13 protein-coding genes and 1 pseudogene are annotated in these 12,450 nt (G+C 36.9%); 13 read left to right on the top strand and 1 reads right to left on the bottom strand.

The genetic code is table 11. The features are described 5' to 3' along the window. The 5 genes from AB1414_07780 to pyrE all read left to right on the top strand — a co-directional run. Nucleotides 1-359, top strand: a 359-nt coding sequence (locus AB1414_07780; GenBank protein MEW6607338.1) for a cobalt-precorrin-7 (C(5))-methyltransferase, incomplete at its 5' end; no start/stop codon positions are given. Nucleotides 360-734: 375 nt separating this feature from the next. Further along, nucleotides 735-2,021: a homoserine dehydrogenase gene (locus AB1414_07775; GenBank protein MEW6607337.1), complete on the top strand. Its 1,287-nt coding sequence runs from the start codon at nucleotides 735-737 to the stop codon at nucleotides 2,019-2,021. Between the two features lie 72 nt (nucleotides 2,022-2,093). Further along, a complete protein-coding gene (locus AB1414_07770) occupies nucleotides 2,094-2,627 on the top strand; it encodes a DUF2148 domain-containing protein (protein MEW6607336.1) in 534 nt (177 codons plus the stop codon). A 1-nt stretch (nucleotide 2,628) separates the two neighbouring features. Further along, nucleotides 2,629-3,720, top strand: coding sequence for a radical SAM protein (locus tag AB1414_07765; protein MEW6607335.1), 1,092 nt, complete (start codon nucleotides 2,629-2,631; stop codon nucleotides 3,718-3,720). Between the two features lie 307 nt (nucleotides 3,721-4,027). Then, nucleotides 4,028-4,603: an orotate phosphoribosyltransferase gene (gene pyrE / locus AB1414_07760; GenBank protein ID MEW6607334.1), complete on the top strand. Its 576-nt coding sequence runs from the start codon at nucleotides 4,028-4,030 to the stop codon at nucleotides 4,601-4,603. Between the two features lie 471 nt (nucleotides 4,604-5,074). On the opposite strand, the gene AB1414_07755 is transcribed toward pyrE, so the two are convergent. Continuing rightward, nucleotides 5,075-5,758 (bottom strand): response regulator, encoded by a 684-nt coding sequence (locus AB1414_07755; GenBank protein ID MEW6607333.1) that lies wholly within the window; start codon nucleotides 5,756-5,758, stop codon nucleotides 5,075-5,077. 579 nt (nucleotides 5,759-6,337) lie between these two features. Here AB1414_07755 and AB1414_07750 point away from each other — a divergent pair. The 8 genes and pseudogenes from AB1414_07750 to glyQ all read left to right on the top strand — a co-directional run bounded on the left by AB1414_07750 (nucleotide 6,338) and on the right by glyQ (nucleotide 12,226). Continuing rightward, nucleotides 6,338-6,976 (top strand): histidinol phosphate phosphatase domain-containing protein, encoded by a 639-nt coding sequence (locus AB1414_07750; GenBank protein MEW6607332.1) that lies wholly within the window; start codon nucleotides 6,338-6,340, stop codon nucleotides 6,974-6,976. Between the two features lie 61 nt (nucleotides 6,977-7,037). Continuing rightward, the gene (gene lsrF, locus AB1414_07745) at nucleotides 7,038-7,838 is read left to right on the top strand and encodes a 3-hydroxy-5-phosphonooxypentane-2,4-dione thiolase (GenBank protein ID MEW6607331.1); all 801 of its coding nucleotides are present in this window, start codon (nucleotides 7,038-7,040) and stop codon (nucleotides 7,836-7,838) included. Nucleotides 7,839-7,864: 26 nt separating this feature from the next. Further along, on the top strand, nucleotides 7,865-7,990 hold the full coding sequence (locus AB1414_07740; GenBank protein ID MEW6607330.1) for a hypothetical protein: 126 nt from the start codon (nucleotides 7,865-7,867) through the stop codon (nucleotides 7,988-7,990). A gap of 90 nt (nucleotides 7,991-8,080) precedes the next feature. After that, a complete protein-coding gene (locus AB1414_07735; protein MEW6607329.1) occupies nucleotides 8,081-8,380 on the top strand; it encodes an EscU/YscU/HrcU family type III secretion system export apparatus switch protein in 300 nt (99 codons plus the stop codon). Further along, a complete protein-coding gene (locus AB1414_07730; GenBank protein ID MEW6607328.1) occupies nucleotides 8,355-8,828 on the top strand; it encodes an N-acetyltransferase in 474 nt (157 codons plus the stop codon). The genes AB1414_07735 and AB1414_07730 overlap by 26 nt, the downstream gene beginning before the upstream one ends. Nucleotides 8,829-9,165: 337 nt before the next feature. After that, entirely contained in the window at nucleotides 9,166-9,672 is a 507-nt protein-coding gene (locus tag AB1414_07725; protein ID MEW6607327.1) for a CvpA family protein, read from the top strand. 19 nt (nucleotides 9,673-9,691) lie between these two features. Next, a complete protein-coding gene (locus tag AB1414_07720; protein ID MEW6607326.1) occupies nucleotides 9,692-11,347 on the top strand; it encodes a putative manganese-dependent inorganic diphosphatase in 1,656 nt (551 codons plus the stop codon). 3 nt (nucleotides 11,348-11,350) lie between these two features. Next, a pseudogene (gene glyQ, locus AB1414_07715) lies at nucleotides 11,351-12,226 on the top strand (glycine--tRNA ligase subunit alpha). Nucleotides 12,227-12,450: the final 224 nt, after the last annotated feature.

Raw genomic sequence — 12,450 nt, 5'->3', positions numbered from 1 at the left:
TTCCGGATTTATCCGCCATCCAGATTGCCTTTTCAAGGATAAAAGAGACATGGGATGATGCCCTTTTGCTCAGCCTACATGGTGAGCCTGACCCGAAGAAAGGCAAACCATACACCATAAGCGACCTTCCATCCCTGCTTCAACATCACCACAAGATAGCTGTTCTGACTGATAGAAAAAATACACCATCAAAGATAGCCGAAATTTTAAACTGCTCACTGCTTACTGCTCATTGCTCACTGATTATCTATGTTTGTGAAAGACTCGGGGCGGTGGATGAAAGAATTATCAAAGGCTCTCCAGAAGAACTATTAAAGGTATCCTTTGCAGAGCCAAATATAGTTATCATCATTTCTTGAAGAGTTTATCGTTTATAGTTTATGGTCTATAATAAACTATAAACTATCAACGATTGTCAGGTAATTCTTCCTGCAAACTAAAATTTAACTTGACTTATAAAATAGATTATTGTATACTGGGCTTAAAATATTTCGACCTGTGAAATAGGTCGACATGGGAAAACAAAATTATACCACACTACTTGGTGTAAGAAAAGGAGATAGGGAGATTAAGTGAGTAAGCGGATTTAGCAGATTGAGCGGATTTTTTTTATTTTTTTCCGCTCAATCCGTTCAATCCGCTTACAATAAAAAATGTAATCTGTTTAATCAGCTTACAAAAAAATTCGACCTATTTCACAGGTTGAAATATTTCAGATTTGAGAAGGTAGGAAAATGAAAAAGACACAAATACATATTGGTCTATTAGGATTTGGAACTGTTGGAAGTGGTGTTGTTAAAATTCTTCAAGAAAAGGCAGAATTGTTTGAAGAACAATTAGGATTAAAACTAATTTTAAAAAAAATTGTAGATAAGGATATTACCACTAAAAGAGATGTCGAGGTTAATCCCTCTATTTTGAGCACAAATCTTGAGGATATATTAAAAGACCCGGAGATTGATATAGTCATTGAGCTAATTGGTGGCTATGAACCAGCAAGGACTTTTATTTTGACAGCATTACAAGAGGGGAAAAATGTCGTCACGGCTAATAAAGCCCTTTTAGCTAAATATTGGGAGGAGATATTTTTAGCCTCAAATAAATATAGCGCCAGCATAGGTTTTGAGGCATCTGTGGGAGGCGGCATACCACTTATCTTATCTATTCGGCAGGGATTGATTGCTAATAAAATTACATCGATTTTTGGAATTATCAATGGTACCTGTAATTATATTCTGGACAAAATGGCACAAGAAGATAAGGAATTCAATCAGGCACTAAAAGAGGCAAAAAATGCCGGGTATGCTGAAACAGACCCTACTTTAGATATAGAAGGAAAAGATACCTCACATAAATTAGCTATCCTGACTTCACTCGCTTTTGGTCAGTGGATAGGTGATGAAAATATCTACACAGAAGGCATCACCAGAATTACTAAAAAAGATATTCTTTATGCCCGGGAATTAGGCTATGCTATCAAATTGTTAGGCATTGCCAAGATAGTCCAGGATAAAATAGAGGTCCGAACACATCCCACGATGATTCCTGAAAAACATTTATTATCTGATGTAAATGGGGTATATAACGCCATTTATATTGAAGGAGATTTGACTGGTCCCCTTCTCTTTTATGGTCAGGGAGCTGGTAAGTTGCCAACCTCATCTGCCATCATAAGTGACCTCATCAATATAATTCGCGGCTCAAATAATAAAGGGGATATTTACTCAATTCCAAACCATAAATTGGAAATAAAGGCTATGGAGGAGGTGAAATCAAAATATTATATAAGATTTTCCGCACTTGATAGACCAGGGGTATTAGCGGCTATATCAGGCATTTTGGGCGAGTATCGAATTAGCATTGCCTCTGTCATTCAAAAAGAACGAGGCGATGTTGTTTCAGTTATTATGCTTACCCATGAGGCAAAAGAAGGGGATATGAAAAACGCCATTAAAAGGATTGATAAACTAAATACAATTAAAGGGAAAAGTTTGATTATTCGAGTTGAGGAAATGGAGTAAGGAGTCTTGGGTTTTTCCCAATCCGCAATCCAAAATCTAAAATCCAAAGTTAAATAAAAAGGGGATGAAAAAATGCCAATTGTCAAGAGTCAAGAAGCAGAAAATTATGGTATCAGGGTTACAGCTACATTGATGTGCACGGCGGCAAGAACTGCTCCAAAGGCAAGAGGTGTTGATAACATTGTTAGTTGTTTAGTCGATAAGCAAGAAAAACGAAATGTAGTGGAAACTATGCGCCAAATTGCAAAGGATTTTAATAATGATACCTTTGCCAGAGATGCAGAGTCGGTTGAAAAAGCCCATATTTTAGTTTTGATTGGAACTAAAATTAGCCCGGTTAATTTAAAATTATGCGGTTTATGCGGATTCAAAGACTGTGGAGAATGTGTTGGAAAAAATGGAATATGTATTTTCAACCCTGGAGATTTAGGTATCGCCGTTGGTTCTGCCGTCGCCATAGCCGCTGATAATCGCATTGATAATCGGATAATGTATACCGCTGGTTTTGCCGCAGTTAAATTAAATTTATTAGGCGAAGAGGTAAAAATAGCTTATGGAATTCCATTAAGTGCTGCGGGCAAAAATATCTTCTTTGATAGGAAATAAAGTGATTAATCTGACAAAACTTAGTCGTGTTTCGGAAAATATCATTTCAGAAATGGTTATTGGTGATAAGCCAATAGTCGTCTGGAATATGACCCGACAATGTAATTTATCCTGTCGGCATTGTTATATTTCTGCCCATGATAAAAAGTCAATGACAGAACTGACAACGGATGAGGCAAAGAGATTTATCTATGATTTAGCCAGTCTTAATGTGCCGGTGCTTCTTTTTAGTGGTGGAGAGCCACTTTTACGAAAGGATATTTTTGAACTGGGTGAATTTGCCGCTAATTTGGGCATTCGACCGGTTATTTCATCTAATGGAACATTAATTTCCTCCAGTATAGCACTTTCAATAAAAAATGTTGGTTTTGAATATGTTGGTATCAGTATCGATGGACTTGCGGATGTCCATAATGAATTTCGAGGAATAAAAAATGGTTTTCAACTATCATTTGAAGGAATCCATAATTGCCAGGAGGCAAAATTACACACCGGCATAAGATTTACAGTTAATAAACATAATTTTGAAGACCTACCCGCATTGCTTGATTTAGCCGCAAAAGAATCTATCCCAAGATTCTGCCTCTACCATTTAGTTTATACAGGTAAAGGCAAAGAAATGATTCAAGATGATTTAGACCTTAACACTAAGATAAACCTGATTAAATTTTTGATTTTTAGAGCCACCACAATTTCAAATATGGAAATACTCACCGTTGATAATCCAGCAGATGGAATTTATTTCTACATCCAGGAAAAAGAACCTCATAAAAAAGCGTTGATAGAAACCTTGCTTAAAATGGCAGGAGGCTGTTCTGCCGGACAAAAGATTGCTAATGTCTCCCCGGAAGGTGAAATTTATCCCTGTCAATTCTGGCAGGATTTGTCATCAGGAAATGTCCGCAAGACGCCATTTTCTCAAATCTGGCAAAAAAATCTAAATATGTGTTCACAGATAAAGACGAGATTAAAAGGTAAATGCGGTCAATGTTCATATAAAGATTTATGTGGTGGGTGTAGGGTTAGGGCAAAGATAATTTATGGTGATTATTTAGCCGAGGACCCAGCCTGTTACATTGATGGAAAAAGGTAACTATTCACCGCAGAGACGCAGAGGAACAGAGAAGACATAGAAATAAAATAACGTAACATTTTAGCCATCTGAAGTGAAATTCAGGTAATCAGTTATCGGTCATCAGGTTATCGGTAAAGGGAAAATATCAATTGGTTGTTACCGATTACCTGATTACCGATTACCTTGCACTTCATTTGGGTAAATAGTTACAATAAATTTTAATCTTCTTCTCTGCGTCTCTGTGTCTCTGCGGTGAACGGTTACCTTCCGGGTTATAAGATTCCACGAAATTAAAGGTTAAATAATTGGTAAAAAAGGAGATAAAATGGAGATAGAAGGGAATATAATTTCACTATTACTTAAAACTGGCGGACTTCTTCGTGGGCATTTCTTGCTTTCATCAGGATTGCATAGCCCACAATACTTGCAATGTGCACTTGTCCTCCAACATCCTAAACGGGCAGAATATTTAGGTAAAGAATTAGCTAAAAAATTCAATAAAAAAGATGTAGATGTCGTCATAGGACCTGCCTTAGGGGGAATAATTGTTGCTCATGAAGTTGCCAGGGCATTAGGGACAAAGGCACTTTTTGCCGAACGGGTTGAAGATAAAATGCAACTTCGACGCGGATTTAAAATAAATTATGGAGAAAAAGTGTTAGTCGTCGAAGATGTAATTACTACTGCCGGCTCGGTAAAAGAGGTAATGGAATTAGTTAAAGAGTTGAATGGCATAGTTGTTGGTGTAGGAGCGTTAATTGATAGAAGTCAAGGGAAAGTAGATTTAGGTATTCCACTAAAAACATTAGCTAAACTAAATATCGAGACTTATTCCAGAGAAACCTGCCCATTATGCAAACAACAATTACCATTAGTCAAACCCGGCAGTAGAGAAATATAGCACATAGTGTCGTGTTGAACAAATAACGCACGGAATTTGATTCTGGTAACTGGTGATTGGTAACTGGTAATTGGTAATTAAATACCGTTCGGCTGAGGTAATCGGTCAGTTATTGGTGGGAGAAAGGCATAAAGATTAAATTTCCCGCTAAGGCGCAAAGAACGCAAAGGAATAAATTATAATCTTTGCGAATTTTGTGTCTTTGCGAGAGAAAATTTCTATTTAGTTTTTACCACTGATAACTGAGGGATTACCGGCTGAACTCAGGACGAAATTATTTAACCAATTACCAGTTACCAATTACCAGTTACCAGTTACCAATTACCAGTTACCAATTACCAATTACCAGTTACCAATTATCCGTTTGCAGGTTATGAAATCTGATGATACGCCGTGTAAAACTTACTCAACACCACAATTAGAGGGTCAGGGTGAGGAGAAAAGAAGATATTTTATCCACAATTTCAAGCGTCACAGAGAACTAATATCTTCCTTCATTACCTCCAATGTTTCCCCAACAAGCCTTTCACATTGGGCAATTATCACCGATAGATATTCTTTAGCCTCATCATCCTTTGCCATATCTTGCAGTAATTGGGCATACCCTTTAATAATCGTTACCGGTGTTCTTATCTCGAAAGAGAGTTTTCTTATCCAATTCTTCTTGAATTTAGAAAGGGCATGAATCTCTTCGAGGAGTTTTCCGTTTTCTTTAGCCGTTATTTCATTTATTTCCTTTAGTTTTCTAATGGTCTCATTTAATTGAGCATCTTCTCTTTTTACCGCCTCTTGTTTCTCAAGAATGTTTTTTGTTACCTTCTCTAATTTTTCAAGTTCCACTGGCTTTTGGATATAATCAACCGCACCAAGTCTCATAGCAGAGATGGCGGTATCAAGAGAGCTATACGCAGTAACGATTATTGCCTCTGTATAGGGGCTTACCTCTTTCAATTGCTTTAAGAAATCTATCCCATTCATCTGTGGCATCATTATATCGATAAAGGCTATGTTGAAATTCGTCTTTTCCAGTATTTTTAGTGCCTCTTTTCCATCTTTTGCGATTTCAGTTTTAAAGCCACAAGAAACAAAATATCTGCTAAGGATTTCAGCTATATCCTCATCATCCTCACAGATTAAAAGATTGACATCATTCATTTTATTTTCCTCCGTGGTAAGCACTCAAAGAATGCTGAAATTAGAAATCAAGTCTTCACTCTTTGGAACTGTTGATAAACGCGTTCAATTTGGGGCAAGTTTATCAATTATCCACCTTAAGTTTTAAGACATCAGCCAAATCTACAGATTTTATAATATCATCTGCTTATGTTTGTATTTTATAACAAATTTGTTTTTTTGTCAAGTGTAATCTTCAAAATTAAAATGTAACCGTTCAGGGATATAGCCACAGAGTCACAGAGAACACAGAGAGAATATATAACTACGAATGAACACGAATAATAAAAAGATTTGTAGTGTGAGACTTTAGCCTCGCTTCTGGCAAGCAGGAAAGCGAACCTAAAGGTTCGCACTACATTTATCGAATGTCACAGGTTAATTCGTGTCCATTTGTGGCTAATTTCTCTAATTCTCTGTGAACTCTGTGCCTCTGTGGCTGAACGGTTACAAAAGATTAATAAACAACGAAAGACCCGAAATGCACAAAAAAAGGAAATTTCTGTCTCTGCGAAATTTTCCTTGACTTTTAACTATTTTTATGTAATAATATCTCCTGCTATGATTGATTTACATACTCATTCTCTTTTATCTGATGGAGTTCTGTTACCTTCAGAATTAGCCAGTCGAGCCGAAGAAAAAGAAATAGATGTTTTAGCCATTACTGACCATGTAGATGATTCTAACATAGATTTTGTTATCCCAAGACTCCTCTATGTCTGTGATGAGTTAAATAAAGTAATGAAGATAAAACTTATTCCTGGGTGTGAGTTGACTCATATTCCACCAGCATTAATTAGTAAATTAGCCACAAGGGCAAGGGATATGGGGGCAAGGCTAATTATTGTTCATGGGGAGACACTTGTTGAACCGGTAGCCAAAGGAACTAATATGGCGGCTTTACATAGCGATATAGATATTCTGGCACACCCGGGATTGTTAACCAAAGAAGAAACTCAATTGGCTAAAACTCGAAATATTGCTTTAGAGATTACTACACGGAGAGGACATTGTCTTACTAATGGACATGTAGTAAAAATGGCACAATTAGCCGGTGCCAAATTAATCTTAAATTCCGATACCCACCAAATAGAAGACTTAATTGACCTTTCCTTTGCACAAGGAGTAGCCAGAGGAGCAGGGATAGAAGATTTTAACCTATTATTAGCCAATTCACAAGAAATTGTTGATAGAATATGAATGGTAACTACTTACCATTCACCAGTTACCAATTACCAAATTGAAAGGAGGTTTATCAAAAATGGATTGGGGAATGAAAAATCGTTTATCACAACTAATTCAAGCAGATGGTCGATGCTTTTTTATGCCAATAGACCATGGGTATTTTCAGGGTCCAACACGAAAGCTTGAAAAACCGGGTGAGACCATCAAACCACTTCTTCCCTATTACGATGCACTATTTGTTACAAGAGGGGTATTACGCAGTTGTATCGACCCGAGTAACACTAAACCAATTATTCTCCGTGTCTCTGGAGGCACAAGTATGGTTGGGGAAGACCTGGCTAATGAAGGCATCACTACCAGTATGAAAGATGCGGTGCGACTTAATGTCTCTGCGGTAGGCATTTCTGTTTTTGTTGGCAGTGCTTATGAACATCAAACATTATTAAATCTAAGCAAACTCGTAGATGAGGGTGAAGAATATGGTATTCCAGTAATGGCGGTAACTGCGGTAGGTAAAGAATTAGAAAAGCGTGATGCCCGCTATTTAGCCTTAGCCTGCCGTATTTGTGCCGAATTAGGCGCTAAAGTGGTCAAAACATACTGGTGTGAAAATTTTGAAAAGGTAGTGCAAGGTTGTCCAGTACCAGTGGTTATGGCTGGTGGACCTAAAGTAGAAACGGATAAGGAAGTATTTGAATTTGTCTATGATGGCATACAAAAAGGTGCAATTGGTGTAAATCTGGGCAGAAATATCTGGCAAAATGAACATCCAGTGGCAATGATTAAAGCACTGCGAGCTATTGTTCACGAAAATGCCAGTGTCAAGGATGCAGTAGAGATATTTAATATGAATAGTCGTAACTATTTACCCAGGTGAAGAGTAACAAAGGAGAAGAGGGGAAGATGGAGAAATGGAGAGAAGATGAATTGATTGATAAAATCATTGGTGCTTGTATCAATATTCACTTAGTGAACTTTGCAGATTCTAAGATTGATGTAAGAAGGATAGAATTAGAAAAAGATGAATAAGAATATTTCTCCAATTTTCCTTTTTCTCCCTTTCTCCTTACTTACACAAATTTCAGATGGCTAAAGTATTACCGTAAAAAGAGGTATAAAATGGACACCCTTCACAAAAGGAAAGCAGTTGCTTTAGAATATGATGGCGATAAAGGGCACGCACCAAAAATAGTCGCCAAAGGAAAAGGAAAATTAGCCGAACGCATTATTCAAGTCGCCAGAGACCATAATGTCCTTATTTATGAAGATGCGAATTTAGCTGAGGTGTTAACGAAATTAGAATTGAATACCCAGATTCCACCAGATTTGTATCAGGCAGTCGCTGAAATTTTTGTTTTTATTTACAAGCTAAATCAAAAATGGCCAACAAAATATGGAAGAAAAAATTTATATCCGTAAAGCCAGAATTAGAGATATTGATGAAATTCAACAACTTATTAACTCTTATGCCCAGGAAGGCCATCTCTTACCTCGTTCTTTGAGTGAGTTATACGAAGGGATGAGAGATTTTTTTGTTGCAGAAAGAGATGGTCAGGTAATTGGCTGTTGTGGCTTGCATATTGTCTGGAAAGACCTGGCTGAAATAAGGTCTTTAGCTATAAAAAAAGAGATGACGAAACAAGGGATAGGCACTAAATTACTTGATTCCGCAGTTGATTCTGCAAAAGAACTTGAGGTAAATAAAATCTTTGTCTTAACCTATAATCCCGATTTTTTCAAGAAATTTGGATTTAAGTTAGTTGATAAAGCTACTTTGCCACATAAAATCTGGGGAGAATGCATTAAGTGTATCCATTTCCCCAACTGTGATGAAGAAGCACTAATTTTAGAATTGGAAAATGTGTAAAACAGGAGAAACCGGGCATGAGCCTGCGGCTCACAAACGAGGATGAAAATTTTTGGAGTGCGGTAGCTTGCTACCGCTTTCGAAGGTAAACCAAAAGTGGCTTTGGCAAGGTAAAGCAAGCCAAAGCGAAAGCAAGCTTTCGCACTCCAAAGGCTATTTTCAGGGGAAACGCTCATGAACCGTTGGTTCACAAATGAGGATGAAAATAGTGGTAGGAGATAGAAAGTGGGAGATAGGGAGATAAGCGTGAGTAGTGGTGTTTTCTTTACTTTCTACTCTCTACTTTCTACTCTCTACTTTCTACTCTCTACTTTCTACTTCCTATTTTCAGGAGAAAATGAATCCATTAGATATTTTCTTTTTAGTCATTATCATTATCAGTATGGTTTTTGGTCTGTTTAGAGGGCTGATAAAAGAAGTATTCTCACTGCTCTCGATAATAGCCGGGATTATAGTGGCTAATCTACTATATTCAAAAATAGCCCTGTTTTTAATCCGATTTATCAAATCATCCTTTTGGGCAGATATAATTGCCTATGGTCTTATATTTTTAATTGTGTGTGTCTTGATAAATCTTATTGGAGTCTTTCTTCAAAAAACATTAAAGAAATTATCGCTAAGCTGGTTAGATAGGGTTGGAGGGATAGCATTTGGTTTTGTTCGAGGAGTAATAATCGCGGTAATTATCGTTATAATTTTAGCTAAGTTACCATTTGCCAACAAGTTAATTAACTCCTCTCAAATTATTCCACACTTATATTGGGTGGTCAAGATTCTATTAGCCTTTTTACCACGACAATTTGCTTCAATTATAAATGAATTAATCTTCCTGCGGGAATTCTAATTTTGAAAAGGAGTTTAATGTGCCACAACAAGATTTAATTTTAATTATCGGACATAAAAATCCAGACACAGATTCTGTTGTTTCGGCTATTGCCTATGCTGAGTTAAGGAAAACTTTAGGTGACAAAAATGTTAAACCCGCCAGCGTGGGTGAAATAAATGATGAAACCAGATTTGTTCTTGATTATTTTGAAGTTGAGCCGCCACTGGTCATTAAAGACCTTTATCTAAGAGTAGAAGATGTAATGACTCCCTCTCCTATCCTTGTCAATATTGATTCACCAATTAAAAATGTCCTGGATATAATGAAAGAAAAAGGATTTTTAATGGTGCCAATTGTAAAAAATTCAGAGATTAAGGGCACGATTGATATTAAAAAGATTGCCGCGCTCCTCATTGCAGAAACAAATATTGAAACAGATAGATTGGTAAATACGACTGTTCAAAATATCATTCGATGCTTAAATGGAACTTTAATTGTTGGTGAAAAAGATATTGCTTTCCCAAATGGTAATCTGATTATTGGGGCGATGAAGGTGGACTCAATCGTTAATAGAATTAAAAGTTATTTTGGATTCGATAATATTATTTTAATTGGCAATCGTGAAGATGCCCAAATGGCTATTCTTAATGTTGGTGTCCGATGCCTTATTATTACGGGAGGATTTTCTCCTGTTCCAGAAGTAGTTGACCTGGCGACAAAATCAAACACAACACTCATTATTTCTCCTTATGACACGATTACCTCAGTTAGACTAACAAAACTTTCAGCCGGGGTTGAAACACTGATGAATACAAATATTCCTTCCTTAACCCCAGAGACACGACTTAATGAAGCAAAAGGGATGATAATTAATTCCCCTGCCCGCTCTATGCCTGTGGTGGATGAGTTGGGTAAGGTAATAGGAATAATTACCGCAAGAGACCTGCTACAGGCTATGGGTAGAAAAGTGATATTGGTTGACCATAATGAGATATTTCAATCTGCAGAAGGGATTGAGGAGGCAGAGATTATTGAGATTATTGACCATCACCGCCTTGGAGATATTCAAAGTAGAATGCCTATCTTATTTACGGGTGAACCTGTGGGCTCTACAGCCACATTAATTGCGGCAAGATATGAACAACATTTTATTAGTCCTTCTAAAAAAATAGCCGGCATACTCCTTGCCGGGATTTTATCTGATACACTTATTTTTAAATCAACAACTACTACCCAAAAAGATATAACTATTGCCAAAAAACTTGCCTTAGCGGCAAATGTGGATATAAATGAATTTGGACTTGATATGTTTCGCCATTCGTCCATAATTGAAAAGAAGTCTGTTAAAGAAATAATTCTGGCTAATTACAAAGAATATAAAATAGAGAACAAAAATATTGGTATCGGGCAATTTGAAACGGTTGATTCTTATAATTTACTTAAGTTGAAAGATTTGTTTCTGAAAGAGTTAAATATACTTAAAGAACAACATAAATTAGAATTAGCGATGATGTTAATTACAGATATTTTAAAAGAAGGAAGTAATTTAATCTTTGCTGGAAATCCTAAAATTATCGAATTAGCCTTTGAAGGAATAGATGAAGAATTATTCCTGAAAGGTATTTTTTCGCGAAAGAAACAGGTGCTACCGGCTATTGGAAAAGGATTAAAATTATTTTATCAGGGGATGTAAGAAATGACATTTCAAGAGATAATATTAAATTTACAATCTTTTTGGAAATCGCAAGGTTGTTTAGTTACACAACCTTATGATATTGAAGTTGGGGCAGGGACTTTTAATCCGGCGACATTTTTACGGGTTTTAGGTCCTGAACCATGGAAGGTAGCTTATGTTGAGCCATCTCGCAGACCAACTGATGGTCGATATGGAGAAAATCCTAACCGGCTTCAACATTATTATCAATTTCAGGTAATTATCAAACCCTCACCGGAAAATATTCAACAAACTTATCTGAATAGCCTCATTGCCCTTGGGATAAATCCCTTAGAACACGATATCCGATTTGTTGAAGATGATTGGGAATCTCCAACACTCGGTGCCGCCGGGTTAGGCTGGGAGGTTTGGCTTGATGGGATGGAGGTAACCCAGTTCACTTACTTCCAGCAAGTCGGCAGTTTGCCACTTGAACCTATCTCAGTTGAACTTACTTACGGTCTTGAACGAATCACAATGTATCTGCAAGGGAAAAATTCTGTATTTGATATTGAATGGGGTAATGGGGTTAAATATGGTGAGGTGCATCACCAAACCGAGGTTGAGTTTTCTAAATATAATTTTGAAGCCGCCAATGTTAAGATGTATTTTAAATTATTCCAGATGTTCGAAAAAGAAGCAATAAGATTAATAAAAAAAGACCTCATCTTCCCGGCTTATGACTGTGTATTAAAATGCTCTCATACCTTTAATATCTTAGATGCCCGCGGGGCAATTAGCGTTACCGAACGCACAGGTTATATCGCCAGAATACGCAATTTAGCCCGACAATGTGCCCAGGGGTATATTAAAATACGAGAAACAATGGGATTCCCATTGTTAAATAAGAGTAAGCGGTCTACTGAAAATAGGAAGGAGAGAGGAGAGAGGAGAGAGAAAATCTTTCCTCCACCCTGTTTTTTCGGTGGTGTCTTAATCTAGTGCCGTGTTGAAGAAATAACGCACGGAATTTGATTCTGGTAACTGGTAATTAAATACCGTTCGGCTGAGGTAATCGGTCAGTTATTGGTGGGAGAAAGGCATAAAGATTAAATTTCTCGCTAAGGCGCAAAGAACGCAAA

The sequence above is a fragment of the bacterium genome (assembly GCA_040755795.1).
In the GTDB taxonomy this organism is placed as follows: domain Bacteria; phylum UBA9089; class CG2-30-40-21; order CG2-30-40-21; family SBAY01; genus JBFLXS01.
Note: the sequence above shows the minus strand (reverse complement) of the source record. Positions and strands in the feature narration are given on the sequence as shown.